The 25908-nt window shown below is 63.1% G+C and carries 30 protein-coding genes; 18 read left to right on the forward strand and 12 right to left on the reverse strand.

The window, feature by feature from the left end; all coding sequences use genetic code 11:
• Positions 1 to 63: 63 nt before the first annotated feature.
• On the forward strand, positions 64 to 729 hold the full coding sequence (locus S4A8_RS04375; RefSeq protein ID WP_353219185.1) for a lipopolysaccharide kinase InaA family protein: 666 nt from the start codon (positions 64 to 66) through the stop codon (positions 727 to 729).
• Positions 730 to 871: 142 nt separating this feature from the next.
• Here S4A8_RS04375 and S4A8_RS04380 read toward each other — a convergent pair whose 3' ends face one another.
• The 3 genes from S4A8_RS04380 to S4A8_RS04390 are packed head-to-tail and all read right to left on the reverse strand — an operon-like array spanning position 872 to position 4505.
• The gene (locus tag S4A8_RS04380) at positions 872 to 2032 is read right to left on the reverse strand and encodes a glycosyltransferase family 4 protein (protein ID WP_353219186.1); all 1161 of its coding nucleotides are present in this window, start codon (positions 2030 to 2032) and stop codon (positions 872 to 874) included.
• Entirely contained in the window at positions 2029 to 3267 is a 1239-nt protein-coding gene (locus S4A8_RS04385; RefSeq protein WP_353219187.1) for a glycosyltransferase, read from the reverse strand. Before S4A8_RS04385 ends, S4A8_RS04380 begins: the two co-directional genes overlap by 4 nt.
• Positions 3264 to 4505: a glycosyltransferase gene (locus tag S4A8_RS04390; RefSeq protein ID WP_353219188.1), complete on the reverse strand. Its 1242-nt coding sequence runs from the start codon at positions 4503 to 4505 to the stop codon at positions 3264 to 3266. The genes S4A8_RS04385 and S4A8_RS04390 overlap by 4 nt, the downstream gene beginning before the upstream one ends.
• 290 nt (positions 4506 to 4795) lie before the next feature.
• On the opposite strand from S4A8_RS04390, the gene S4A8_RS04395 reads away from it, so the two are divergent.
• The 6 genes from S4A8_RS04395 to S4A8_RS04420 all read left to right on the forward strand — a co-directional run bounded on the left by S4A8_RS04395 (position 4796) and on the right by S4A8_RS04420 (position 9502).
• Positions 4796 to 5647: a hypothetical protein gene (locus tag S4A8_RS04395; RefSeq protein ID WP_353219189.1), complete on the forward strand. Its 852-nt coding sequence runs from the start codon at positions 4796 to 4798 to the stop codon at positions 5645 to 5647.
• Positions 5644 to 6765, forward strand: a complete 1122-nt coding sequence (gene waaF / locus S4A8_RS04400) for a lipopolysaccharide heptosyltransferase II (protein ID WP_353219190.1) — start codon at positions 5644 to 5646, stop codon at positions 6763 to 6765. The genes S4A8_RS04395 and waaF overlap by 4 nt, the downstream gene beginning before the upstream one ends.
• A complete protein-coding gene (gene aroE / locus S4A8_RS04405) occupies positions 6762 to 7604 on the forward strand; it encodes a shikimate dehydrogenase (RefSeq protein WP_353219191.1) in 843 nt (280 codons plus the stop codon). The genes waaF and aroE overlap by 4 nt, the downstream gene beginning before the upstream one ends.
• Positions 7605 to 7623: 19 nt before the next feature.
• Positions 7624 to 8118, forward strand: a complete 495-nt coding sequence (gene mntR, locus S4A8_RS04410; protein WP_353179464.1) for a manganese-binding transcriptional regulator MntR — start codon at positions 7624 to 7626, stop codon at positions 8116 to 8118.
• Positions 8111 to 8821: a deoxyribonuclease V gene (gene nfi, locus S4A8_RS04415; protein ID WP_353179466.1), complete on the forward strand. Its 711-nt coding sequence runs from the start codon at positions 8111 to 8113 to the stop codon at positions 8819 to 8821. The genes mntR and nfi overlap by 8 nt, the downstream gene beginning before the upstream one ends.
• A gap of 111 nt (positions 8822 to 8932) precedes the next feature.
• Positions 8933 to 9502 carry a hypothetical protein gene (locus S4A8_RS04420; RefSeq protein WP_353179468.1) on the forward strand — a complete coding sequence of 190 codons (570 nt, stop codon included), beginning with the start codon at positions 8933 to 8935 and terminating at the stop codon, positions 9500 to 9502.
• Positions 9503 to 9921: 419 nt separating this feature from the next.
• Here the strand turns inward: S4A8_RS04420 and S4A8_RS04425 are convergent, their stop codons facing one another.
• From S4A8_RS04425 to hisI, 6 genes are all read right to left on the reverse strand, one after another.
• On the reverse strand, positions 9922 to 10683 hold the full coding sequence (locus S4A8_RS04425) for an EF-hand domain-containing protein (protein ID WP_353179469.1): 762 nt from the start codon (positions 10681 to 10683) through the stop codon (positions 9922 to 9924).
• An 87-nt stretch (positions 10684 to 10770) separates the two neighbouring features.
• Positions 10771 to 11547: a twin-arginine translocase subunit TatC gene (tatC, locus tag S4A8_RS04430; RefSeq protein ID WP_353179471.1), complete on the reverse strand. Its 777-nt coding sequence runs from the start codon at positions 11545 to 11547 to the stop codon at positions 10771 to 10773.
• The gene (gene tatB, locus S4A8_RS04435; RefSeq protein ID WP_353179473.1) at positions 11544 to 11975 is read right to left on the reverse strand and encodes a Sec-independent protein translocase protein TatB; all 432 of its coding nucleotides are present in this window, start codon (positions 11973 to 11975) and stop codon (positions 11544 to 11546) included. Before tatB ends, tatC begins: the two co-directional genes overlap by 4 nt.
• A 19-nt stretch (positions 11976 to 11994) precedes the next feature.
• The gene (tatA, locus tag S4A8_RS04440; RefSeq protein WP_353219192.1) at positions 11995 to 12297 is read right to left on the reverse strand and encodes a twin-arginine translocase TatA/TatE family subunit; all 303 of its coding nucleotides are present in this window, start codon (positions 12295 to 12297) and stop codon (positions 11995 to 11997) included.
• A gap of 16 nt (positions 12298 to 12313) precedes the next feature.
• Complete coding sequence (locus S4A8_RS04445) at positions 12314 to 12655, reverse strand: phosphoribosyl-ATP diphosphatase (protein WP_353179476.1); 342 nt, start codon at positions 12653 to 12655, stop codon at positions 12314 to 12316.
• A complete protein-coding gene (gene hisI / locus S4A8_RS04450; RefSeq protein WP_353179478.1) occupies positions 12648 to 13082 on the reverse strand; it encodes a phosphoribosyl-AMP cyclohydrolase in 435 nt (144 codons plus the stop codon). Before hisI ends, S4A8_RS04445 begins: the two co-directional genes overlap by 8 nt.
• Positions 13083 to 13273: 191 nt before the next feature.
• Between hisI and trkA the strand changes: the two genes are divergently transcribed.
• From trkA to S4A8_RS04505, 11 genes are all read left to right on the forward strand, one after another.
• Positions 13274 to 14653 (forward strand): Trk system potassium transporter TrkA, encoded by a 1380-nt coding sequence (gene trkA, locus S4A8_RS04455; protein WP_353179480.1) that lies wholly within the window; start codon positions 13274 to 13276, stop codon positions 14651 to 14653.
• A gap of 72 nt (positions 14654 to 14725) precedes the next feature.
• On the forward strand, positions 14726 to 16195 hold the full coding sequence (locus S4A8_RS04460; protein WP_353219193.1) for a TrkH family potassium uptake protein: 1470 nt from the start codon (positions 14726 to 14728) through the stop codon (positions 16193 to 16195).
• 28 nt (positions 16196 to 16223) lie between these two features.
• Complete coding sequence (locus tag S4A8_RS04465; RefSeq protein ID WP_502950700.1) at positions 16224 to 16553, forward strand: tetratricopeptide repeat protein; 330 nt, start codon at positions 16224 to 16226, stop codon at positions 16551 to 16553.
• Positions 16553 to 17509 carry a homoserine kinase gene (locus S4A8_RS04470; protein WP_353219194.1) on the forward strand — a complete coding sequence of 319 codons (957 nt, stop codon included), beginning with the start codon at positions 16553 to 16555 and terminating at the stop codon, positions 17507 to 17509. Before S4A8_RS04465 ends, S4A8_RS04470 begins: the two co-directional genes overlap by 1 nt.
• Positions 17506 to 17946 (forward strand): D-aminoacyl-tRNA deacylase, encoded by a 441-nt coding sequence (dtd, locus tag S4A8_RS04475; protein WP_353179486.1) that lies wholly within the window; start codon positions 17506 to 17508, stop codon positions 17944 to 17946. Before S4A8_RS04470 ends, dtd begins: the two co-directional genes overlap by 4 nt.
• A gap of 89 nt (positions 17947 to 18035) precedes the next feature.
• The gene (hisB, locus tag S4A8_RS04480) at positions 18036 to 18629 is read left to right on the forward strand and encodes an imidazoleglycerol-phosphate dehydratase HisB (protein WP_353219195.1); all 594 of its coding nucleotides are present in this window, start codon (positions 18036 to 18038) and stop codon (positions 18627 to 18629) included.
• A 30-nt stretch (positions 18630 to 18659) separates the two neighbouring features.
• Positions 18660 to 19304, forward strand: a complete 645-nt coding sequence (gene hisH, locus S4A8_RS04485) for an imidazole glycerol phosphate synthase subunit HisH (RefSeq protein WP_353179490.1) — start codon at positions 18660 to 18662, stop codon at positions 19302 to 19304.
• A 60-nt stretch (positions 19305 to 19364) separates the two neighbouring features.
• Positions 19365 to 20108, forward strand: a complete 744-nt coding sequence (gene hisA, locus S4A8_RS04490) for a 1-(5-phosphoribosyl)-5-[(5-phosphoribosylamino)methylideneamino]imidazole-4-carboxamide isomerase (RefSeq protein WP_353179492.1) — start codon at positions 19365 to 19367, stop codon at positions 20106 to 20108.
• The gene (hisF, locus tag S4A8_RS04495; protein ID WP_353179493.1) at positions 20105 to 20890 is read left to right on the forward strand and encodes an imidazole glycerol phosphate synthase subunit HisF; all 786 of its coding nucleotides are present in this window, start codon (positions 20105 to 20107) and stop codon (positions 20888 to 20890) included. The genes hisA and hisF overlap by 4 nt, the downstream gene beginning before the upstream one ends.
• Positions 20891 to 21507: 617 nt before the next feature.
• Positions 21508 to 22218, forward strand: a complete 711-nt coding sequence (locus S4A8_RS04500; RefSeq protein ID WP_353179494.1) for an SIMPL domain-containing protein — start codon at positions 21508 to 21510, stop codon at positions 22216 to 22218.
• A gap of 161 nt (positions 22219 to 22379) precedes the next feature.
• Positions 22380 to 22925 carry an AAA family ATPase gene (locus S4A8_RS04505; protein ID WP_353219196.1) on the forward strand — a complete coding sequence of 182 codons (546 nt, stop codon included), beginning with the start codon at positions 22380 to 22382 and terminating at the stop codon, positions 22923 to 22925.
• A 74-nt stretch (positions 22926 to 22999) separates the two neighbouring features.
• Here S4A8_RS04505 and S4A8_RS04510 read toward each other — a convergent pair whose 3' ends face one another.
• From S4A8_RS04510 to fmt, 3 genes are all read right to left on the reverse strand, one after another.
• Positions 23000 to 23566 carry a type 1 glutamine amidotransferase domain-containing protein gene (locus S4A8_RS04510; RefSeq protein ID WP_353179498.1) on the reverse strand — a complete coding sequence of 189 codons (567 nt, stop codon included), beginning with the start codon at positions 23564 to 23566 and terminating at the stop codon, positions 23000 to 23002.
• Between the two features lie 98 nt (positions 23567 to 23664).
• On the reverse strand, positions 23665 to 24993 hold the full coding sequence (gene rsmB / locus S4A8_RS04515) for a 16S rRNA (cytosine(967)-C(5))-methyltransferase RsmB (protein ID WP_353219197.1): 1329 nt from the start codon (positions 24991 to 24993) through the stop codon (positions 23665 to 23667).
• Positions 24986 to 25906: a methionyl-tRNA formyltransferase gene (fmt, locus tag S4A8_RS04520; protein ID WP_353219198.1), complete on the reverse strand. Its 921-nt coding sequence runs from the start codon at positions 25904 to 25906 to the stop codon at positions 24986 to 24988. Before fmt ends, rsmB begins: the two co-directional genes overlap by 8 nt.
• Between the last annotated feature and the right edge of the window lie 2 nt (positions 25907 to 25908).

Below are 25908 nucleotides of genomic sequence, written 5' to 3' on the forward strand. Positions count from 1 at the left end.
GCGCACATGAGATATTGCACACGTTGGGTTAGTTCTGCCGGCCCTGTGCCTGGGATCTGGCGCATGCATGCGCCCGCGCGATTTTCGCTGCCCGGGATCAGCGGCTGGCAACCGTTTACCAAGGGGCCACATTCCGAGCTTTTCCGTGCACCGACCTCGAAGCCGATACTGGCCAAGGTTATTCGTCCTCGCAGCCAACCCCGCGATACGCTACGAAAATATGTGAACGCCCAGGCCAGACGCGAGTGGCGAAGCGCTTTTCGGCTGCAAGATGCTGGACTGGAAGCCCCACGCGTGCACGGCTGGGCGGTGTCGATTTCACCTTTCGCCCCCTATGAATCGATTCTGTTCATGGAGGAAATCGAAGGTTTCAAGACGTCGCTGCGCTTCATCCGCGAATCGGAGAACGCAGCGGATCGACGACTTTTTTTCGACGACCTGGCAGCCGATATGGCCCGGCTACACGGCCACGGCCTGATCCATAAGGACGGGCACTTCGGCAATATTGGCTGGGGTTCGGGCGATCAGCTGATCTGGATCGATAACGACATCCGATTCGCCAATACGCCAGCGAAACTGGAGAAGGGCTTTCTCCACATGCGCCAGATGCTTGAGCGCACGGCCCGCAATGACGTACATGCCGAGGAGTGGCGCTATTTCGACCAGCGCCTGCGCATGCAACTGGAACGCTGGCCCAAAGCCCGGGCACTGGGGGCCACACTCCGGTAATCCTGCACCAGAACAGCGAACGGGCTGGCGGTACTGCTACGCGCATCGATCCAGGTCAAAAAAACCTGATCGCCTGCATTAGCGGGCGTTACACCGCATCGCCCACATCCCTGAAGGGTCTTCAGGCACTCCCTACGGTATTTCAGCCGGCCGTTGCCGGCAGTTCGATGTCCAGCCCCGCCCTGCGATACACCGCCAGCGTTGCATTGAAATTCGCTTCGGCCGTATTGCAGCGCACCTGCTCGATCATCTGTTCGGCGATCGCCCGGCGCTCGGGCTCGTTGCGAATGAGTCGCTCGAGCTGGGCACTGATGTTGGCGGCGCTCGGCGCCTCCGGTAGCGCGTCGTACAGATTCTTCGGCAGCAGTTCCGTCGCGCCCACGCGCTTGCTGGTCACCACGGGCACGCCACAAGCAAAGGCTTCTTGCACGACCTGACCGAACTCTTCGATACGGGCCGGATGCGCACAGATGTCCAGGGCATGGAAGTAACGCTGCGGGCTGAGCGTGTGCGGCACGAAGCGCATGCGATCGGCGATGCCGAGCGCGCGTGCTTCGGCCATGAAAAACGAAGAACTCGCCTGCTTGCCCAGCACGAGCAGCATACTCGATTGGCGAAGGCCGTCCTCCAGCGTCGCATAGGCATGCAACAGAATATCCAGCCCGCGCTTCTGGTAATCGCCCGAGGTGATCAGGCCGATCAGTGTGGTGTGTTCGTCGCAGCCCAGCTCTTCGCGCACCGCGTCGCGGTAGCGCTGCCGGTCGCCGCGGTTGAATTGGGCCGGGCGATAACCGGGATAGATAACTGGCAGTCGCTCAGGGTCCACACCGTAGCGTTGCGACAGGTCGTCTCGCATGAGCCTGGAATTGCAGATACACAGCTTAAAACCGTCCTCCGCGAAAATCCGGTCGTGGATTTCGGCCAGCGTACCGCGGGCGTCGAGGGCATCGCCGTGCAACAGCTCATGCGCCAGATGCAGACAATTGTGCATCGACAACACATCCTGCCGATAATGATGCCCGTGCCCGGCCACGAAATCGTAGTTCTGCTGATCGATATACTGCTGGGCGCGCGCGGCAAACCAGCGCCACTTGTAGCGGCTGAGCACCGGCAGGCGCTGAATGCGTACGGCGCGCCCCATATCCGGTGTGACACCGCCCTTGTGCACTTTGCCGCCGATCAGATCGACCTGGTGACCGAGCTTGCAAAAATAGCGGGCATGATCGGTGATGGTGTTGTTCGTGCCGCCAATATCGCCGATTCCGCGAAAGGCGATGGCAATGCGCTTGCTGGTCGTGCTCATGAACGCGCCGCCGGGGCTAGCCGCCCAGTGTCCACGAACGACGCGATTGCGCCCAGCGCAGCACGCACGTGATCGTCGAATACAAAGCGCTGCCGCGCCGCGTCCACACCCGCTTCGCTCATGCGCGCATAGCGCGCGCCATCGCTACAGATATCCATAATAGCCCGGCATAGCGTCTGCGGATCGAGTGCGCGCGGGGCGACGATCGCATCCTGCGCCGGATCGTAGACCTGCGGCGGCAAATCGTCGTCGCCAGCGCCGAGCGCGCGATAATCGGCCACGCTCAGTGTCGGCTCGATGCACAGACCCGTACGTTCGTGCTCGATGACCTCAACCAACCCATCCACTGCGCTAACCACGGCCGGCACACCATACGCGCCCGCTTCGACCGCGATCTGACCGAACGGTTCACGCAGCGCGGCGTGCACGAGCAGATCGATATCCGCATAGAACGCGGCCATATCGGCCACCAACCCTTCAAATACCACGTAATCGGCGATATTCAGCGTTTTGGCCAGCTGCTGCAAACGCGCGCGCTCTGGCCCATCGCCGGCAATACGCAGCGTTGCGCGGTAGCCATGCTTGCGCAAATGCGCGAGCGCGTGCAGTGCAACCGCCACACCCTTGATCGATTCCAGACGTGCGACCACGCCCAGGGTGAGTCTGTCCTTGTCTGGACATGTCCGCGGTTCGGGGGCGATCGCCGGCAACAACGATGGCCGTAACGCGTTGTGGATGACGCGGATTTCCCCGCTATAGTTCCAACGCAGCTCGAGCATGCGTTGGGCGGCATAGGAATTACAGATAACCGCCGGAACGGCCGCAAGAAAATCCCGCTTGGCCACGGTATCGCCCGCGAACCAGCTCGCGCCACGCTCCCAGTAGATACACCGTTTCGCACCCGCGGCAGCCAGCGTATCCAGACTATCGCGCAGGCGATTCCAGATCACCACCGCGTCCGGACGAGTCGCCGTCATGATATGACGTTGGCGCTGGCGGCGGATGACCTGTGGCCATTTCGGCAGCTTCAAACCCTTTGCATATTTTTCGAACAACACGGGTGTGCGTTGGTCGAGCCGTTTTTCGATCAGCGGGTGAATACGACGCCCACACGCGACCACGGCATGTTCAACGTCTTGCAGCCGGCGAGCAGTCTGTACGAATTCCACGAACTGCTGTTCGACGCCGCCCGCGCCGTCGAGGCTGACATAGTGCAAAACACGCTCAAGACTCATGCGCGCGGCTCGAGCGTTCCGGTGGCATGGTATTCGTTCACAGCGGCCATCACGTCATCGACATGGCGATCGAAATCGAAGCGCTCTGCGATACGCCGCATGGCGGCATCGCTCATCGCCGCGAACCGCTCTGCATCGCGGGTGATCTCGATCACCGCATCGGCAAGCGCCGCTGGTTCGCAGATCGTCGGCGCCTCGATCGAATCCCGGCCCGGTATATAAACGGCGGGCGGCAGATCATCGGTCACGCCGCCGAGTTCGCGATACCGCACCAGATCCGCGGTCGGCGCAACACATAGGCCGGTCTGTTCGTGGGCCACGACTTCCGGCAATCCGTCGACGGCGGTACAGACCACCGGGCAGCCCATCGCCCCGGCCTCGGCCGCGACCACACCAAACGGTTCGCGTAGCGCTGGATGCAGCAACACATCAATCTGCGAAAAGAACAACGCCATGTCCTTGACCACGCCGAGAAAACGCACATGGGTGGCGATATTCAGGGATTGTGCCAATTGTTCGAGTTCGGCGCGTAGCGGCCCATCTCCGGCAATCGACATGTTGGCATTGATGCCGCGGGCTCGCAGTGCTGCCAATGCATGCAAGGCCAGACACGTGGCCTTGACCGGCACCAGGCGACTGGCCACGCCGATATGCAGGCTTTGATCCCGCGGCAGCTGTTTGAACTCTTTCACCGTATGCCGGTTACGCATGCCATTGGGGCAAACGCGCACCACACCTTCATAGCCCCACCGCAATTCGAGCATGCGTTTGGCCGCCTGGGAATTGCATAGAACCGCAGGCAGGCGTGCGAGTACATCGGCACGGGCACGATCGTCGCCAGCAAGCCAGGCCGAGCCGTGCTCCCAGTACAGACAGCGGCGCACACCCAGCGCATCGATCACGCGTGTGTGCTGATCCAGTCGATTCCAGAGCAAGGCGACATCCGGCTTGAAACGACGCCCGAGCCAGCGGTAACGCGTACGCCGCAGCGCGGCTGGATGCTGACCGAGCTTGAAGCCGAACAGCTTCTTTTCGTAGCGCCAGTCCTCGAAATTGGGCAGCAGTGCGCGATGGTGGGCATGGATCTTGGTACTGCAGACCACCACGGACTGTTCGACCCCATGCCGGCGCGCTGCACGCGCGGCAAAAGTCACGAACTGCTGCTCCACCCCACCGAAGCCGCTCAAACTCACATAATGCGTCAAGCGCAGCCCCTGACGGCCCTTATCGCGCCCCATAAACTGATCTCTGATAGATTCTCTCGGGCCGACCGCGCACGCAGATCGCCCAAGTGATTTGCCATTTGCGCTCGGTCCCACGGCGTGCATCGATGCAATGCACCCGAATTAGCCCCTCGAGAACCAACGCAAACCAATCAATGACTAAGACAGGATGGATTATAGCAATCGCGGCTGTCGCGGCCGTGACCTTCATACTCTCAGCAGGCTGTCGTATCGGCTGGGAAGCCGGCTTTTGCGCCAGCGGGCGGGCCACGATCGCGCCGTTTATAAACGATACGGGCGAATTCATGCTCACCGAAGTCGTATCGCTCGTCGCCTGCCTGATCGGGCTGCTTATTGCCTATAACGCCTACGTAGACGGCGAGCCCCGACGGGTTCGACTGGCTGCGCTGTTCATCCTGTTCTTTACCATCTCGCTTATTAGCGAAAACAATTTGATGCGGGACGATATTCGGCCGCAGTTTCTTCTGGTTCTGCTGATCTGGATGACCGTCGAGCTTGTCCTTGCACGTTCGTTCGCAGCAATCGCGCTGCTTGTGATGGGCGTTGTCGTGCCAGCTCTAGGCCAGCTGGGCGATCACACAACCCATATCCAGTTCAAAAACGTATTCGGGTTACCAATCTCCGATAGCATTCTCGCAACATGGGCCAACATATTCGGCGTGCTCGAAGAGCCGCTGGAACTGTCCGGCTGGCTTTTGTTCGCGACCGCCGCTGCCGTCAGTCTGGATACGCGTGCGATATCCACCGGCCGGATTCGATTCATGACGCTCGCCGCAATTGCGGTCGCGGCCATCGCGACCGGGAACTCCTTTCTGCATCTGCCGGACAGCGACACATACGAAGCGTTGCGTAAGTTTGGCCTGTTCTGTTCAACTGCGGGCGTTGCCTGCGCCGGGGCCGCTGTGCTGTTACGACATGCGCATGGCGATCGGCTCGCGCGTGCCTACTGCATCCTGTTTATCGTGGTCGCCTACTGGATCGCGGTATACGCACCCAGCGTGTATCGGCACGAACACAGCAAGACCATCAGTTCCTGGCTGTGGATATTCCCCGTGTTTGCCGGCTACTACACGCTGGTTAGCTGTCGTCGACAATATCGGCGCGCCGACACAGACGCCGTACAAGCCCAATCGTGACCGCGACCGTCGAAAACCAGCCGAGAATCCTGATCGTCGGCCCGAGCTGGATCGGCGATATGGTCATGGCCCAGAGCCTGTTCATGCTGCTGCGCGCGCGTTTGCCTGACGCGCGTATCGACGTACTCGCCCCCTCGGTAACCGCCAATCTGCTTGAGCGCATGCCCGAGGTGGATCACGCGGTCCGCATGGAAATCGGCCATCGCGAAATCGCACTCGGCGCGCGCCGGCGCACGGCACGCGAGCTCGGCGCGCGCGGCTACGACCAGGCGATTGTGCTCCAGCGCAGCGCCAAGGCGGCGCTCGTACCCTGGCTCGCGGGCATTAACCGGCGTACGGGCTATCTCGGCGAAATGCGCTACGGCCTGATCAATGATGTGCGCACGCTCGACACCTCGCTCTATCCGCGCAAGGTCGAACACTATGCGCTGCTGGGCCTGGCCGCCGAAGGCGATGAATTGGGCGAACTCGATCGGCCAAAGCTGCAAATCGATTCCGATCGGCGCACGGACCTGATCACACAACTTGGTCTGGACCGGACGCGCCCGGCGATCGGCTTCGCTCCGGGCGCGGCCTATGGCGGCGCCAAGCAGTGGCCGGCCACGCATTTCGCGCGGCTGGCGGCAGAGCTCGACCGACGCGGCATCGCCACCTGGATTTTCGGCAGCGCCGCCGACCGAACGCTGGCTGCGGAGCTGGCCGCAGCAGCGCCCCGTCATGGCGTGAACCTGTGCGAACGCACCTCGCTGGTCGATATCGCCGATATCGCCTCGTTGACCAACGCATTCGTCGGCAACGATACCGGCGTAACGCATCTGGCTGCGGCTGCCGCACCGCGCGTGCTCGCTATTTACGGCTCGACGCACCCCGACTATGCGCCGCCGCTGGCGCCGGCCGAAGCCCGTTTCTGGCTCGATCTGGCCTGTGCGCCCTGTCGTGAGCGCCATTGTCCGCTCGGCCACAATGCCTGCATGCGCGATATTCCGGTTCACGACGTCCTGCGCGCCTGTCTGGACCCGGATGCACGCGATATCGCCTCGCTACATCATGCCGGTGGCAGCGCCGCTGCGCCGGCTGTGGAGCCCATTGTTTCTTGCGAATCCGAACCATCGATATGAATGCACCGCCAGATCGCTACGCCGTCATCGGCCATCCGATCGAACACAGCAAATCGCCGGCGATTCATACGGCCTTCGCGCGCCAGACCGGCCAACATCTGACCTACGAGCGCCTGCCCGCCGAACCCGACGCCTTCGCTGCGACCGTCGCCACCTTCTTCGCCGATGGCGGCGCGGGGCTGAATGTGACCCTGCCATTCAAGACCGAAGCCGCTGCCTATGCCGATCGCTTGACCGATCGAGCCCAACGCGCCGGTGCAGTGAATACGCTGGCTCGTCGCGACGACGGCACGCTGCTGGGCGACAACACTGACGGTATCGGCCTGGCGCGCGATCTGGAGCGCGGCCTGGATACGGCCATCGCCGGGGCGCGGATTCTCATCCTGGGCGCAGGCGGTGCGGTACGCGGCGTCGTACCGGTGCTGCTCGAACAGGGCGCAGCCGAGATCTGTGTCGCCAATCGAACCGTCGCCAAGGCCGAGACGATCGCGCACGATTTCGCCGATATGGGCACGGTACGCGCCTGCCCGCTAAACACTGAGGAAGACGGCTGGGACCTCGTCATCAACGCGATCTCTGCCGGGCTCGGCGGCGAAATGCCGGATCTGTCGCCGGCGATTGTCGCCCGGGCACGCGGTGCCTACGACATGCTCTATGCCAACGTGCCCACGCCATTTTTGCGCTGGGTGGCCGCGCAGGGCGTGGCACGACGCTGCGACGGGCTCGGCATGCTCGTCGAACAGGCCGCGGAATCGTTCGCGCTCTGGCGCGGCGTGCGTCCGAGCACGGTCGAGGTCATTGCCGCCCTGCGTCAGTCCGGCGACCCGCGGACCCCATAACCGTTATAATCACGCCGTTATGAGCGCACACGAACCGCTTCAACATCTCGACCACGTCCTGCGCGGCGATACCTCGGGCGAACTGCTCCACCCCGAGGAACACGCACGCCAGTACAGTCATGTGCGCAAGGCACATGAAACCGAGCTGGTCGAAGACTATGTCGAGCTCATCGCCGACCTGATCGACGCCAAGGGCGAAGCGCGCGCGGTCGAACTCGCCCAGCGCATGGGCGTGACCCAGGCTACGGTCGGAAAGATGATCCGGCGCATGACCGACGCGGGGCTGGTGACCAGCGAACCGTATCGATCGATCTTTCTGACCGACTACGGCAAGCAGGTCGCCGCCGAATCGCGCGACCGGCATATCGTGGTGCTGCGTTTTCTGCGCGCCCTCGGTGTCTCCGAAGACACCGCACGCAAGGATGCCGAAGGTGTGGAGCATCACGTGAGCGCCGAAACCATCGATATCATGCGGGCTTTTGTCGATCGAAACGATAGCGCCACCGATGCCTGAAAACGACGCCGACGTCCGTGTAATCGAAGCCGGCCCTTACGGTCATCGTGTCATCGAACACGACTGGCCTCAGGATGCGCGCCGCTGTCGCGCCCTACAGCAAACGCTCACCACACATGTGAATACCGTCGACGACCTGCCTGCCGTTACACGGCTCGGCGGTGTCGATATCGGCTTCGAGGACGGCGGCAACACCACCCGCGCGGCAGCCGTCGTGCTCGATGCACAGACACTGGAAGTCATTGACACGGCCTTGGCGCGCGTGCCGACCCGCATGCCGTATATCCCCGGACTATTGTCGTTTCGCGAAATCCCAGGCGCGCTGGCCGCGCTCGAACAACTCACCACCCTGCCCGATCTCGTTCTGGTCGATGGCCACGGTATTGCGCACCCGCGCCGGCTGGGCGTCGCCACCCACCTGGGACTGGTGACCGGCCTTCCCACCATCGGCGTGGCCAAAAAGCGCCTGACCGGTCGCCATATCGACGTACCCGATGAGCGCGGCGCCTGGGTCGAACTTACCGATCGTGGCGAAACCATCGGCGCGGTATTGCGTTCACGGGCGGGCGTTAAGCCGATCTTCATCTCGTCCGGGCATCGTATCGGCCTGACGAGCGCGCTGTCGTACACGATGAGCGCACTCACACGCTATCGACTGCCCGAGACCACGCGTGTTGCCGACAAGCTCGCCTCGAATCGGTGATTCGGGTCCGTTTCGATACCCGATTGCAGATTTTGAGGCCTTTCTACGGCACTGATAGGCTTGGCCGCGGTCACAGACAGTTCAACGACATTCGCACAACGGATTAACCCTATGATCAAACGCGCAACCACCATCACGGCACTGGCCCTGGCCGCATTGACCTTCGGCACCGTGCCCGGTCTGGCGACCGCGCAAAGCAATGGCGCCACCGCGGATCAGCAGCAGGCTCAACAGCTCATGCAGCAGTACCGCCAGAAAGCGTCCAAGCTTCAACAGATCCACCAGGAAACCATTCAGGCCAACCCGGATCTGGCCAAGCAGCAGGAAAACTTCGAAGAAAAGGTGCGCGACGCGGTCGAAGATCAGGGCTACGACGTCGACAAGGGCCAGGAGCGCGTCCAGGAAATGGCGCAGAAGCTCCAGTCCGGCGACCTGAGCGACGAAGAGCGCAAGGCCGTGATGAAGGATTTCCAGGCTGAACGCCAGCAGATGGTGCAGGCGCGCGATGCCGCGCTGCAGAAGCCGGAAATCCGCTCGGCCGGCGAAAAGCTTCAGGAAGATACTCTGGCCGCCATGAAAAAACAGGATAGCCAGACCGAGCAGCTGCTCGACGACATGGATCAGCTGCGTGGCAAACTGCGTCAGCAGATGCCGGCAGCAGCCGCAGGCGGCAACGGCTAAAACCACGCCGTTATCCGGTAACCGTAGAGCCCGGCCACGCGCCGGGCTTTTTTATGTCTGCTGGCAGCCCTGTCGCGCTGATCGCCCTGATCGCACGCTCGCGCGGCGTAGCAGACCGCGCAGATCTATTTATAACGACACGGGCCGCGCATCAACGTCAATGAGCGCCCAATGCGAACCCGCGGCTATGACGGTGAACACGCGTGCGGCGCGCGGGCGCCACAAGCGCTTGTTCACGATACACACGCGGCGTGTTGCACGGGCGCTTGCCGGCCCGAGTCGCGCATGTTGGCCCGTGCACAACGTCCGTCATCGCGACGCCCATAAAAAGCCCCCGTACCCGAAGGTACGAGGGCGACCCCTTGAGCGGGTCAACAATCACCCGACATGGCGGGTATTTTCGCAACCGGTCGAACGGCTCAGTCGGCTTCGATACGGGTTTCGCTCTGCGCGTTGACGCCCGCGCCTTGCCTGCTCTCGACCGACGTATTGGAATTCACCGAACCCTGAACGCTCGCGCCCTGAGCAGCCTGACTGGCCCCAGTGCGCGCACGCTGGCCCATTTGTGCTGCACCCTGCTGGGCCCGACCGACCCCCTTCTGGGCGCGGTTTTGCAGTGACTGCGACTGACGTTGCGCACGCTGCTGCTGACTGCGCACTTCGGCGCCGGCCTGATTGGCCGTCTGGCCGACCTGACCGGTGACCGCAGAGGCTGCGCCCTGCACCCCGCCAGCGGCCTTGGACGCCGCGTTCGACGCGCCCTGCTTCAGCTGACGGCTGCCGTCGCGCATGATGGTGTAGGTTTCGCCGCCGGAGGCCGCCGGGCCTACGCTACCCGAGCCCGAAGCCGCGGCTTGCATGCCGGCCTGAAACTGGGCCCGGGTAATGCCGTTGGGCGTACTTTCCTTGGCGCGATCTTCGATGGTGTCGGCCGTATTCATGGAGTCGTAGAGCGCAGCAATCTGCGGATTGGCCTGTGCTTCGGCACGGCTGAGCACCCCGTCGCCATTGCTATCGAGCGCATCGAAGCGGGTATTGATCGCCGCTTCGGCATTGATTCCGGCACCGGTCTGGCCGGCGTTAGCCTGTACGCTGGTGTTCGCGCCGGCGCCGTTCTGGGCAGCGAGGCCCAGACCCGACACCATGGCCAGACCCAGTGCGATCGCGGTTTTCTTCATCATGGCGTTTCGTCCTGTAGCAGATGAAAGGTGGCCCTAGCCTAGAGCCACGCCATGAATCGCTGCTTAAGCAGCCAGAGATCGCGGTTATTATGGCCCGCCGGACTGTTCGTCCTGCTGGGCTTCGACTTCGCGCATGCCGGGCACGAACAAGCGCGCCATCACGATCCCCACTTCGTAAAGCAGATAGACCGGCACCGCCAGAAGCGTCTGCGAGATGACATCGGGCGGGGTGAGCAGCATGCCCACCGCAAAGGCGGCCACGATGATATAGGCACGATAGCTGGCCAACTGGCGCGGGGTGACGAAGCCGGCCCAGACGATGAGAAAAATACCGACGGGCAGCTCGAAGGCGATACCGAACGCCAGGAACATGCCGAGCACGAAATCCAGATAGGCCGAGATATCGGTCATCACCGCGACCCCGGCCGGGGCCACGGAAATGAAAAAGCCGAACACCACGGGAAAAACCACGTAATAGGCGAACGCCATACCCAGATAGAAAAGCGCGGTACTGGAAATCAGCAGCGGTGTGACCAGCCGACGCTCCTGGGCATACAGACCCGGGGCCACGAACATCCATACCTGATAGAGCGTCCACGGCAACGATACCGCCACCGCCAGCAGCATGGACAGCTTGAACGGAGCGAGAAAGGGCGCGGCCACGCCGGTGGCGATCAGGCTGTTGCCTTCCGGCATATGCGCGAGCAACGGGCCGGACAGGAACGTGAACAGATCGCGGGCGAAATACGCCATCGGCAGAAACACGACGAGAATACCGATGACGATACGCAGCAAGCGGCTGCGAAGCTCCAGCAGGTGCGCGATCAGCGGTTGTTCCTGACCTTCCAGTTCTTCGTCGCTCATGCGTTGCGCTGGTTATCGTCGGCTCGCTCGGCCGCGCTGGATTCGTCTTGCTTGGCCGCGCTCTCGGGCGCCGCGTCGGCCACCGGATTGGCACTGTCGGCGTCGGCCGACCCTGCCTGTGGCGTATCGACCGGCGCCTGCACATAGCGTGGCGCGCGGTTGGCCTGTCGCGGGTCAAGTTCACGCACGCTATCCACCGTATCGCGCGTACCCGCTTCAATACGCTCGCGCGTACGACGCACCTCGGAACGGATATCGTCGACATTGACCTCGCGCTCGAGCTCGCTGGTCAGACCGCGCACATAGCCTTTGGCCCGCCCGACCCAGGTGCCCAACGTGCGTGCGACCACCGGCAGGCGTTCCGGCCCGAGCACAATCAGGCCGATGACCGCGATGACCGTCAGTTCCCAGAACCCGATATCGAACATAAGTGTGTGTCCGGCTCGATCAGTCCTGTTTGTCGTCGGTTTCGTTTTTCTGGGCGTTGCGGCGCTGGGCTTCCTCGACCGGGCCGGTATTGGGCTTGGTCTTGCCCAGATCGTCGACCAGCTGCGGATCTTCCGGGCGCTTGCGTGCGTCCTGGGTCGTTTCGTCGTCCTTGTCGGCTTCGCCGTCCTTCATCGCCCCGCGAAAATCCTTGAGCGCGGAGCCCAGATCACCGCCGAGATTGCGTAGGCGCTTGGTGCCGAATATCAGCACCACGATCACCAGAAGAATAAGGAGCTGCCAAATGCTGATACCACCAATCATGTCTACCTCGTTTCAATCAGTTAGCCGACGTACCGTGCACGTTTCGCCCTGCTTTTTCCTCGATGCCGGATACGCCGAAGCGACGCGCCAGTTCCGCCTGTACGGCCGACGCATCCAGCCCGCGCGATTGCAGCAGCACCATGGTGTGAAACCACAGGTCGGCGACCTCGTGCACCAGGTGAGTATCGTCGGCTTCGCCCGCTGCTTCGACGACCTCGGCCGCCTCTTCGGTGATCTTGGCCGTGATCGCTGCCGTGCCGCCGGCGTAGAGCGAGGCGGTATAACTCTTGCTCGGATCGGCGTCACGACGCTTGGCCAGCGCCGTATCCAGCTGGCGCAAGATATCCGAATTACTCATGCAGACCATACATATCGCTGGGATCGACAAGCACCGGGTCGCGGGTGACCCAGCGGCCATTGTCGTATACCTGGAAAAAACAGGACTCGCGTCCGGTATGACAGGCGACGCCGCCAATCTGTTCAACGATCAGCAGCACGGCGTCGTTATCGCAGTCCAGCCGTACTTCACGGATACGCTGCAAGTTGCCCGACGACTCGCCCTTGCGCCAGAGCTTGGCACGCGAACGTGACCAATAGGTTGCAAAACCACTGTCGATCGTCGCCGCCAGCGATTCCCGGTTCATCCAAGCCAGCGTGAGCACGCGCTGGGTGTCGTGGGCTTGTGTTATCGCCGGCACCAGACCCTGTTCGTTCCAGGCCACTTGATCGAGCCAGTCGGCCGAGCGCTGATCGGCGGCGGAAGTGGTGGTGTTGTCCTTGGTCACGATTGCGATGATCGAAATTGAATGCCGCCATCCTACGCTTTCGGCGAGCGCAAACCCAGAGGGCGACCGGGTTTTTTGCAGCTAGCTGAACGCTGTGCCTGGTGGTACTCATGCATCGGCGCGCCCACCGCAGACGATGTTTCTGGCAGGCTTGCGCAGGATCGTGGGTTCGATGGACTACACTACAACGCATGAAGATCATCATTCTGGGGGCGGGCGAGGTCGGCGCTACGCTGGCTGAAAATCTCGCCCATGAAGCCAACGACGTTACCGTCGTCGATACCGATGAGGCCCTGCTGCGACCGCTCCAGGACCGTCTGGATATTCGCGCCGTACACGGCTATGCCGCGCATCCGGACATCCTGCGCAGCGCCGGCGCGAACGATGCCGACATGATCATCGCCGTGACCGCGGCCGATGAGGTCAACATGGTGGCCTGCCAGATCGCGTATACGTTGTTTCATACGCCGACCAAGATCGCGCGTATCCGCGCATCGGAATACCTGCTCGAGGATCGCCTGTTCCATCAGGATGCGATCCCGATCGATATGAGCATCAGCCCGGAACAGCTGGTCACCGACTACATCAAGCGCCTGGTGCAATACCCGGGCGCGCTCCAGGTGGTGGATTTCGCCGAGGGCCGCGTGCAGGTGGTCGGCGTCAAGGCTTATTACGGCGGCCCGCTGGTGGGCAAGGAACTGCGCGCGTTGCGCGAGCACCTGCCGCAGGCCGATACCCGCGTGGTGGCCATCTATCGGCGCGGCAAACCGATGATTCCGGAAGGCGATACCGTGATCGAGGCCGACGACGAGGTGTTCTTCGTTGCCGCCCGGCGCAATATCAAGAAGGTGATCGGCGAGCTGCGCAAGATCGACCGCCCGGTCAAGCGCGTGATGATCGCCGGCGGCGGCAATATCGGCCTGCGGCTCGCGCTCGCACTGGAAAACCACTGTCAGGTCAAGATCATCGAGAACAATCCGGCGCGTGCGGGCTGGCTGTCGGAAAAGGTCAACCGCTCGATCGTGCTCAAGGGCGATGCCGCCAACGAATCGCTGCTGGTGGAGGAAAACATCGAATCCGTCGATGTGTTCTGTGCGATCACCAACGACGACGAGGCCAATATTCTGTCGGCGATGCTGGCCAAACGCCTGGGTGCGCGCAAGGCGATGTCACTGATCAACCGGCTGGCCTATGTGGATCTGATCGAATCCTCGGGCACGCAGATCGATATCGCCATTTCGCCCAAGCAATCGACCATTTCCGCGCTGCTCGCCCACGTGCGTCGCGGCGACGTGGTGCGCGTGCATACGCTGCGCCGCGGCGCGGCCGAAGCGATCGAGGCCATCGCCCACGGCGAACGCTCGAATTCGCGCGTCGTGGGCCGGCGTATCGATGAAATCAAGCTGCCGCCGGGCACCACGATCGGCGCCATCGCGCGCGGCGACGACGTGCTCATCGCCCATCACGATACGGTGATCGAGTCGGGCGACCACGTCATGCTCTTCATTATCGAGAAGAAACATACCGCCGACGTGGAAAAGCTGTTCCAGGTCGGCGTGTCGTATGTATAGCCAGTCCATGCCTTTGCGCCCCATCGAACCACGTGCCCGGGCGGGCTATCGTTCAACGCGGCCTACGCGCGCATGAATCTGTCGCTGAACTATTATTTCGCGGTCGTCCAGCGGGTGCTGGGCATCCTGTTGATGATTTTTTCCACCAGCATGCTGGTGCCGATGATCATGGGCCTGGCCTATGGCGACGGCGAAGCCGATGCCTTTGCCATCGGGTTCGTGATCACCCTGCTCACCGGCCTGATCGCCTGGCTGCCGGTACGCCACGTACGCCGCGAACTCAAGATTCGCGACGGCTTTCTGGTGGTGGTGCTGTTCTGGCTGGTGCTGAGTCTGTTCGGTGCGGTGCCACTGTATCTGGCCGATCGCCCGGATATCGGCGTCACCGATGCCGTATTCGAAGCCGTCTCCGGCCTGACCACCACCGGTGCCACGGTGCTGGTCGGCCTGGATACGCTGCCCCATGCCGTGCTTTTCTGGCGCCAGTTGCTGCACTGGATGGGCGGCATGGGCATCATCGTGCTCGCCGTGGCGGTACTGCCCATGCTCGGCGTCGGCGGCATGCAGCTCTACCGCGCGGAAACGCCCGGCCCGGTCAAGGATTCGAAGCTTACCCCGCGTATTCGCGAAACGGCCAAAGCGCTGTGGTATCTGTATCTGTCGCTGACCGGCGTATGCGCGCTGGTGTTCTGGATCGCCGGCATGAGTGTGTTCGACTCGGTCAGCCATGCATTCTCGGCGATCGCCACCGGCGGTTTCTCCAACCACGACCTGTCCCTGGGCCACCACGACGATGCCGTGATCGAACTGGCCGCGATCATCGCCATGATCATCGGATCGATCAGCTTCGGCATGCATTTCGCGGTCTGGCGCAGCGCCAACCCGCTGACCTACTGGCGCGACTCGGAAACCCGTACGTTTTTGCTCATGGTCGTGGGCGCGACCCTGCTGGCCACGGTCGTACTGCTGATCGCGGGGACCTATGTATCCCTGCCCAACGCGGCCATCAAAGCCATGTTCCAGGTCGTGTCGATCGGCACCACCACCGGCTTTACCACCACCGATTATTCGCTCTGGCCGAGTTTTCTGCCCATGTTCCTGCTGCTGGGCAGTTTCGTCGGCGGCTGTGCCGGTTCGACCACCGGCGGCATGAAGGTCGTACGCTTTATTCTGCTGGCCAAACAGGGCTCGCGTGAAATCAGCCGTCTGGTACATCCCAACGCCGAAATCCCGATCAAGATGGGCGGCAAGGTCATTCCCGATCGTGTGATCCAGGCTGTGTGGGGTTTTTTCGCCGTCTATATCACCGTGTTCGTGGCCATGTTTCTCATTCTGCTGGCGACCGGGCTCAACGAACTCACCGCGTTTTCGGCCGTGGCTGCCTCGATCAACAACCTGGGCCCGGGCCTGGGCGAAGTGTCGTCCAATATGGCCGGGCTGCCGGGGTTGGCCAAATGGGTGCTGTGCATGGCCATGCTGCTGGGGCGTCTGGAGATTTTCACCCTGCTGGTGATCCTCACGCCTGCTTTCTGGCGTCGATAAAAGCACGCGTGTCGGTACACTGGGCGCCATGGCGATGAAAGATCAACTCGAAAAGATGCTTGCCGCGGGCGAAGACAACGCCTTGCTACGTTTTTCACTCGGCGAGCTGCTCTACAAGGAAGGCCGGCCTGCCGAGGCGGCCGTGCACCTCGGCGAAGCGGTCGCACACGACCCGGACTACTCCGCAGCCTGGAAGCTCTATGGCCGTGCGCTGGTCGAGTCCGGCGATCTCGTGGCTGGACTGGACGTGCTCGAACACGGTATTACCGTGGCCGAGGCCCGCGGCGACAATCAGGCCGCCCGCGAAATGCAGGTGTTCGCCAAGCGCGCCCGCAAACAACAGACCGCGGGGGACTGATGTCGGTCTATACACGCGTCACCGAAGACGATCTGCGTGCGCTGCTGGCCGATTATTCCATCGGCGAACTCGAGGATTTTCGCGGCATCAGCGCCGGCATCACCAACACCAACTATTTCGTGGATACGTCTACCGGACGCTGGGTGCTCACGCTGTTCGAGCAGATGGACAACGGCTCGCTGCCGTTTTTCATGCAGCTGATGGATCATCTGGCGGGCCACGGGGTGCCCGGCGCGCACCCGGTTGCCCGCAACGACGGTGGTTTTCTCAGCCGGGTACGCAACCGCCCGGCCGCCCTGGTCTACCGGCTGGCCGGGGCGAGTATCGAAACACCGGCCACCGGTCATTGTGCGTCGCTGGGCGGCGTGGTCGCCGAAATGCACCGGGCCGTTCGCTCCTTCGGCGAAGCCCAGCCGAATTCGCGCGGCCTGGCCTGGATCGCCGAGGCACGCGATCGGCTCAATGGCTGCCTCGATAGCGATAACGCAGAGCTACTCGACGACGAGATCGCCTTCCAGCGCGAGTGCGTACGCACCACTTACCCGGCCCTGCCCGAAGCCGTGATCCATGCCGACATGTTTCGCGACAACGTGCTGTTCGAGGGCGAACGGGTCTCCGGCGTGATCGATTTCTATTACGCCTGCCACGATTATCTGCTGTTCGATCTGGCGGTGATCTGCAACGACTGGGCCTTCGACGATCGCGGCACGTATCTCGCCGCGCACTGGCAGGCTTTTATCAGCGCCTATCATCGGCGCCGCGCGCTCACGGCCGCCGAACACGACGCCTGGCCGGCGATGCTACGCGCGGCCGCCCTGCGCTTCTGGGTATCGCGCCTGATCGATTACCACTTTCCCATGGACGGCGACGTGACCCATATCCACGATCCGACACCGTTCGAGCGTTTGCTGCGCGCCCACCGGGAGTCCGCGCCCGCGCTCATCGACCGGCCGTGATCGCGCTCATTCAACGCGTCACCCAAGCCTCGGTCGTGATCGACACGGCCCGTGTCGCGGAAATTGGCGCCGGCGTACTCGCGCTGGTGGCCGCCGAAGCCGACGATACGCCCGCACAGGCCAAGCGACTGGCCGAGCGCGTACTCGGCTATCGTATTTTCAGCGACGAGACCGGGCGCATGAACCACAGCGCCCAGCAAACCGGGCGCGCCGTGCTCGCGGTGCCACAGTTCACGCTCGCCGCGGATACGCGGCGCGGCAATCGGCCCGGTTTTTCCACGGCCTGCGCGCCTGATCGCGCCCGCGAACTGTTCGCCGCGTTCGTGGCCGTATTGCACGAACGTCACCCCGAACACGTCGAACAGGGCGTCTTCGGCGCCGATATGCAGGTATCGCTGATTAATGACGGACCGGTGACTTTCTGGTTGCAGGCTTGAGCATGACCGCGAAGCGCTGCGTTCGCGTTGCCCACCCAATGGGCGTATTATCCCGCGTCTCGGGGTGATCCACAGGCTTTGATTGGGCCATGAAGGCACGACGCGCAACGATTGCACGCCAGACTGCTGAAACCGATATCCAGGTCACGCTGGATCTCGACGGCGACGGCGTATTTTCGGCTGAAACCGGTATCGGTTTCTTCGATCACATGCTGCATCAGATCAGCCGTCACGGCCTGATCGACCTCGACGTGCGCGCCAAGGGCGATCTGCATATCGACGATCACCACACGGTCGAGGATGTCGGCATCTGTATCGGCCAGGCGCTACGCGAAGCCCTGGGCGACAAGCGCGGCATCATCCGCTACGGCCATGCCTATGTACCGCTCGACGAAGCGCTTTCGCGCGTGGTGGTCGATCTGTCCGGTCGCCCGGGCCTGTTCTTTGCCGCGGATTTCACCCGCGACAAGATCGGCACCTTCGATGTCGAGCTGGTACGCGAATTCTTCCAGGGGCTGGCCAGTGCCGGCGCGCTGACGCTGCACATGGACGCGCTCAAGGGCGATAACGCCCACCATGTGGCCGAAACCCTGTTCAAGGCGTTCGGCCGTGCGCTGCGTATGGCGGTCAGCGCCGATGCGCGCAGCGCCGACAGCATGCCGTCCACCAAGGGCAGCCTCTAAACCCTTCTTTCCTTCGTACGCGATCATACTATGGCAACCGTCGGCATCATCGACTACGGGATGGGCAATCTGCACTCGATTGCCAAGGCACTGCGCTACGTCGCGTCTGACGAGCAGATCGAAGTCAGCTTCGATCCGGACGCGCTCGCGCGCATGGATCGGCTGGTTCTGCCCGGCGTGGGCGCGATCGGCCATTGCATGGACGAGCTGCACCGCCTCGAACTCGACGACATGCTGCGCGAACAGCTCGGCCAGAAACCGCTGATGGGCGTATGCCTGGGCATCGAAGCGCTGATGGGCCATTCCGAGGAATCCGGCGGCGTCGAATGCCTGGGCGCATTCCCCGGCGATACGGTGCATTTTGCCGCGCCCGACGCGCAGCCCGACGGCATCCGCCGCAAGATTCCGCATATGGGCTGGAATCAGGTTCGTCAGGAACGCCATCATCCGCTGTGGAAGGACATCGCGCCGGCAAGCTGGTTCTATTTCGTGCACAGCTATTACGTGGTGCCCACCGACGAACGCCATATCGCCGGCACCACCGACTATGGTGTGCGTTTTGCCTCGGTGATTCTGCGCCCGAACGTTTTCGCGGTGCAGTTTCATCCGGAAAAAAGCCAGTCGGCCGGGCTGCAGTTGCTGGCCAATTTCCTGGAGTGGGACGGCGCGGCATAAGCACGCCCGCCCCTTTAGCAGTCGTTTCGACCATCCAAGCCGTAGACGAGGATTATCGGCGTGTTACTCATACCTGCCATTGATATCAAGAACGGCCAGTGCGTACGCCTGCGCCAGGGGCGCATGGACGACGTCACCGTATTCGACGAAGATCCGGTTGCCGTGGCCGAGCGCTGGCTCGCCGAAGGCGCGGATCGGATCCACGTGGTCGATCTCGACGGCGCCAAGGCCGGCTATCCGGTCAACGATCGCGTGATCGGCCAGATCGTGTCTGCCTGCGGCAATGTGCCCGTGCAGGTCGGCGGCGGCATTCGTGACGAAGCCGCGATCGAAACCTATCTCGAGCGCGGTGTCGAATACGTGATCCTGGGCACGCGCGCCGTCTCGGAGCCGCATTTCGTGGCCGATGCCGGCGTGGAGTTCCCACGCCACATTATCGTCGGCCTGGATGCCAAGGACGGCATGGTGGCCACCGACGGCTGGTCCAAGCTGTCCAATAATACGGTCGCCGAACTCGCCCAGCAGTTCGAGGACGATGGCGTGGTCGCGATCATCCATACCGATATCGGCCGCGACGGCATGATGCAGGGCGTCAATGTCGAAGCCAGCCGTGCGCTGGCGGCGGAGCTGACCATTCCGGTGATCGCCTCGGGCGGCGTCACCCGCCTCGACGATATCGAAGCGCTGCTGGCCGCCGAGGAAGACGGCGTCACCGGCGCCGTGATCGGACGTGCGCTCTACGAAGGCACCATCGATCTGGCCGAAGCGCGCAAGCTGGTCAACGACCGGGCGAACGGCAAATGACACTGGCCAAACGCATCATCCCCTGCCTGGATATCGACAAGGGCCGTGTGGTCAAGGGCGTGAAGTTCCTGGAGATCAAGGACGCCGGCGATCCAGTCGAGATCGCGCGGCGCTACGATCAACAGGGCGCCGACGAGCTGGTATTCCTCGATATCAGCGCCAGCCATGAAGACCGCGGCACGCTCATGGACGTGGTCGAACGCGTGGCCGGCGAGGTCTTCATTCCGCTGACCGTCGGTGGCGGCGTGCGCACCCTGCCCGACGTACGACGGCTGCTTTCGGCGGGCGCCGACAAGGTGTCGATCAACACCGCCGCCATCTCGGATCCGAACTTCGTCGCCGAGGCCGCCTACCGCTACGGCTCGCAATGCATCGTGGTCGCGCTGGACGCCAAGAACGTTGCTCGCAAGGGCGAAGCGCCGCGCTGGGAAATCTTCACCCACGGCGGGCGTAAATCCACCGGCATCGACGCCATCGAATGGGCGCAGAAGCTGGTTTCGCTCGGCGCCGGCGAGGTGCTGCTCACCAGCATGGACAAGGACGGCACCAAATCCGGCTTCGATCTGAAGCTCACCCGTGCCATCTCGGAAGCCGTGGACGTACCGGTGATCGCCTCTGGCGGCGTGGGCACCCTGGAGCATCTACACGACGGCCTCGAAATCGGCGCGGCCGATGCCGTACTGGCCGCCTCGATCTTTCATTTCGGCACGTACACGATCCAGCAGGCCAAGGGCTATCTCGCCGAACGCGGCGTGGTCGTACGCGACCCGATCTACCGCTAGCGCCACCCGACGCCGGGCCGCCCTGCGCGCCCGGCTCGGCGCCTCGGCGTGATTTTCGTACCCTGCTCTGAAGGCGATCCACAGATTACGCCGAGTTAAAAGACAGCTGAGCTCGAATTTGCGCCTTGTCAGATGCCTCGGCGTCTCGATGAAACGCGATCCCGAGGCTCGCCCTAGGACCATCTGCGTGTATCTGCGTCGATCTGCGGACAGATTCTTCGGCAGGCATAACCAGTACGGTCAATCGCGGACACCCGTTCGGCTCATGCAGCAGCAGTAAGGCTACCAGCCAAGCCAGGAAAGTATTATCCGCAGATCAGCGCAGATCGAAAGCCGGGCGTTTCAACCTTCCTGCCACAGCTCAAACTCACCAAGGGCGCCAGTACCGCGGCCAACCCAGCACAGCTGCGCGCTTGCGATCTGCGTAGTCGGCGGTTGTCCTTCTTGAAACAGTCTCGCAATCTGGATTGCTCGCCGGACGCGCAAGATTGGGCAGTGCGTGCAACCGAATCGGCCGTGGACGCAGGCGCGTTTGTGTCGCCTGCTTAAGCCCGCTGTAAGCTTGTGCGCTCGATACTCACGCTTTTGCTGCTCCCTTCCTTGGTCGGGTTTATCCAATGAAAAACAATGTTCTGGCTGCCGCAATTCTCGGTCTATGTCTCGCGGTCGGGCTGATCGTCGGCGGCAGCTATCTGAAAACCGCTGCCATTCAATGGAAATCCGCGGAACGCACGGTCACGGTCAAGGGCCTGGCCGAACGCGAAGTCCGGGCCAATCTGGCGCTCTGGCCGCTGCACTTTACCGTCACCGGCGACGAACTGGGCGCCGTGCAGGATCAGGTCAATCGCCAGGCCGACATCATTCGCGCCTTTCTGACTGACGCCGGCTTCAAGGCCGATTCGATCACGGTGACATCGCCCCAGGTCACCGACCGCTATGCCAACAGCTACGGCGATCAACGCCCGCCCACGCGGTATTCCGCCGAGGCCACGGTGCTGGTACGCACGCCCGAAATCGACACGGTCAAGCAGGCCATGCCGCGGGTGGGTGAACTGGTCAGCCAGGGCGTGGTGCTTTCACCCAACTATGAATATCGCACCGAGTTCCTGTTTACCGACCTGGAATCGATCAAGCCGGAAATGATCGCCCAGGCCACGGCCGATGCACGCAAGGCCGCGCGCCAGTTCGCCGAGGATTCGGGTAGCCAGGTCGGCGCCATCCGTTCGGCCTCGCAGGGCTATTTCTCGATCGAGGATCTGGACAGCTATACGCCGGACGTCAAGAAAATCCGCGTGGTGACCACGATCGACTACGTGCTCGACGACTAGACGCGCCTGGCGCAGCGCGCCTGAAAACAATCGCAGCGTGAACCACGTGGGGTTCGTCGCGCCACCCTGAAGGGGCGCGACGAGTGCTGCCGTTAGAGCCCCGGGCGCGGGTTCATACGTGTGGGCGCCTGATTCATCACTGCGACACTCAAGGAAGCCGGATGCGACCCCAGCCCGGAACACGCCATGTCATTCTCTCCGGATGCTCCGGCGGCGGGAAGTCGACACTGCTCGCCGCGCTACGCCGGCGTGGCTATGCGACCGTCGAAGAGCCCGGGCGCCGAATCGTTGCCGAGCAGATGCGCGGTGATGGCGACGCACTGCCCTGGGTCGATCTGGAAGCATTCGCGCGCCGGGCCATCAAGCTGGCGATCGCGGATCGCGCACACGCCGGCCCAAATCCCGATTCCTGGGTGTTCTTCGACCGCGGGCTTGTCGATGCAGCGGCGGCCCTGGCACATGCCACGGGCGCGCCGGTGGCCTCGACCCTGGCTGATCATCGCCGCTTCCATTCCCAGGTGTTTCTGACCCCGCCCTGGCCGGCGCTCTATCAGACAGACGCCGTGCGTCGGCAGACGCTGGACGATTCAATCGCCGAATATCACCGCCTCGTCGCCACCTACGAACAACTTGGCTATACCCGGATTATCCTGCCAAAGGTCGACGTCGAGACCCGGGCGGATTTCGTGCTCCAGCATCTGTACTGACCGCCTCGCCCGCGCACAAAAAAGCCCGGGTCGAAACCCGGGCTTTGCTTTGCACATGGCAGTGTGCGAAGCGATCAGGTGGTCTGTTCTTCGTGCTTGCCTTCGGCGATCTCTTCGATCGTCTTGGCACAGAAGGCATCCAGATCGTCCGGCGTACGGCTGGTGACCAGCGCTTCGTCGCAGACCACTTCGCGGTCTTCCCACTTGGCGCCCGCGTTCTTGAGATCGGTCTTGATCGACGGGAACGAGGTCACCGTGCGGCCTTCAAGCACACCGGCTTCGGCCAGCAGCCACGGCCCGTGACAGATCGCCGAGACCGGCTTGTGCTGGGCAAAGAAATCCCGCACGAACTGTACGGCCTTGTCATTCATGCGCAGCGTGTCGGGATTGGCCAGGCCGCCCGGCAGCACCAGCGCGTTGTAGTCCTTCGCCGATACCTGATCCACGGTCTTGTCGACCGGAATCGGATCGCCCTTGGGCTCGCCGCCGCTTTCGCCCTGGATCTTGCCGTTTTCGAGCGAAATCAGTTCGACCTCGGCACCGGCGGCCTTGATTTCGTCCCACGGCTGGGTCAGTTCCGAATACTCGAAACCGTTCGTGGCCAGAAAGGCGACCTTTTTGCCTTTGAGTTCGTCGCTCATCACAACTCCAATTGGTTGATGAATCAGTACACCCCCAATCGTGCGGTTGTGCGCAATCGATTCAACTCCGTAATGCTACGTACCGTAGGAAACGCCGGTCAGGCATCGCAGCGTTCGAGCACGGCGTAGTAGAAGCCGTCGAAGCCATGCATGCCGGGCGCGATACGCCGGCCATGACGTTCGGCAAAGCCCCAGTGCGCGTCGATGACGTGCTCGCGCGCGTCGGGCGTGCGCTGGAGGAAGGCATCGATGACGTCCACGCCTTCGGCGCGCAGAATCGAACAGGTGGCATACACCAGCCGCCCGCCCGGGGCGAGCGTACGCCAGAGATTGTCGAGCAGCAGATTCTGGCGCTCGGCGGCGGCGCCAATATCGCCCGGTCGCCGCAGCCATTTGATATCGGGATGTCGACGAATGACACCGGTGCCACTGCAGGGCGCGTCCAGCAGGATGCGATCGAAGGCACTGCCATTCCACCAGCTATCGACGTCCAGCGCGTCCGCGGCTTGCAGGCGTGCGCTTGCCCCCACCCGTTGCAGGGTTTTGTCGAGGGTGGCCAGGCGTGCCGAGTCGATATCCAGTGCCAGCAGATCGATATCCGCCCGTTCGAGTAGATGCGCACTCTTGTTGCCCGGCGCGGCACAGCCGTCCAGCACATGATCGCCTGCCTGCGCGCCGACAAGGGTGGCGGCGAGTTGCGCCGCGCCGTCCTGAATCGAGATATCGCCCTCGGCAAAACCGGGCAGATCGCGTGCCGGCACGGGGTGGTCGAGGGTGAACGCGCTATCGCACACGCGTATGGCCTGACTGGCGATACCGGCCTCGGCCAGGCGCGCCATCGCAGCGTGTCGGCTATATCGGCGCGTATTGACACGCAGATGCATGGGCGCCGGTCGATTGCCGGCAGCCAGCACATCGGCGGCCAGGCCGGCCCAATCGGTTTCGATCATGCGCACCAGCCAGTCGGGATAGCTGTAGCGCAGGCCCGGGGCCTGTTCGCTGGCAGCTGTCGCCGCATCCTCGCGTTGATGGGCACGCAGAACGGCGTTGACCATGCCACGCGCCTTGCCGAGCTTGAGTATCGCTGTGGCCGCGACGGTGGCGTGCACGGCCGCATGGGCCGGGATGCGCATCGCGTCGAGCTGCAACAGTCCGACCAGCAAAAGCGCGCGCAACAGTGGTTGCGGCTTGCGCGACAAACGTGGCGCGAGCAGGCCATCCAGGCGCCGATAATCGCGCAGCACGCCATAGGCCAGCGCCGATACCAGCGCGCGATCGACGCCGCTCATGTCGGCTGGCACATCGGCCAGGGCCGCGTCGAGACTGCGGTGATCATCCATGACCGCGGACACGCAGCGTGCCGCCCAGGCGCGTGTGGGCGCGCCTTCCACCGAATCGGGCGGCGTAGCGCGGCGGCGCTTACTCAAAACGCAGGCCGACCCAGTCGCGACCGTTGACCGCCGCGGCGGCATCCATACGTTTCTTGCCCGGCAATTGCAGCTCGGTCACCCGTAACGTACCCGCCCCGGTGGCGATATCGATACCTTTGGCAGAGGCCGCCACTACCGTGCCCGGCTCGGCACTGGCGCCGCTCGCCGTGGCCGCCCGCCAGAAACGCACCGGCTGGCCATCCAGACGCGCATGGGCCACCGGCCAGGGTACGAAGGCCCGCACTGCCCGGGCGATTTCGTCGGCGCGCAGACGCCAGTCGATCGCGGCCTCGCCTTTATCCAGACGATGTGCATAGCAGGCCTGGGCGTCGTCCTGCGGCTCGCCGCTCACGCCCTGTTCTATGCGTCCGAGCAGCGTCGATAATTCCGCCGCGCCCAACGCGGCCAGCTGGTCGTGCAAGTCGCCCGCCGTGGTATCGCTGTCGATGGCCACCGCACGGCGCGCGAGCATGGCCCCGGTATCCAGGCCCGCATCCATTTGCATAAGCGTCACGCCGGTTTCGCTATCGCCGGCCAGAATCGCACGCGCGATCGGCGCGGCCCCGCGCCAGCGCGGCAGCAAGGAGGCATGCACGTTGATACAGCCATAACGCGGCAGCGCGAGCACTTTTTTCGGCAGCAGCAGACCATAGGCGACCACCACCATCAGATCCGGCTCGAGCGCGGCCAGCGCATCGAAGGCATCGGCCTTTTTCAGCGACAACGGCTGTTGCACGGGTACACCGAGCTCCAGCGCGCGTTGCTTGACCGGCGAGGCGGCGAGCTTGCGCCCGCGCCCGGCCGGACGATCCGGCTGGGTGAGCACGCCGGTCAGCCGGTGCGAACTCGCCGCGATCGCATCCAGACAGGGCAGCGCGAACTCGGGCGTGCCGGCAAAAACGATATTCACGA

The sequence above is a fragment of the Salinisphaera sp. S4-8 genome, from assembly GCF_040361235.1.
In the GTDB taxonomy this organism is placed as follows: Bacteria; Pseudomonadota; Gammaproteobacteria; order Nevskiales; family Salinisphaeraceae; genus Salinisphaera.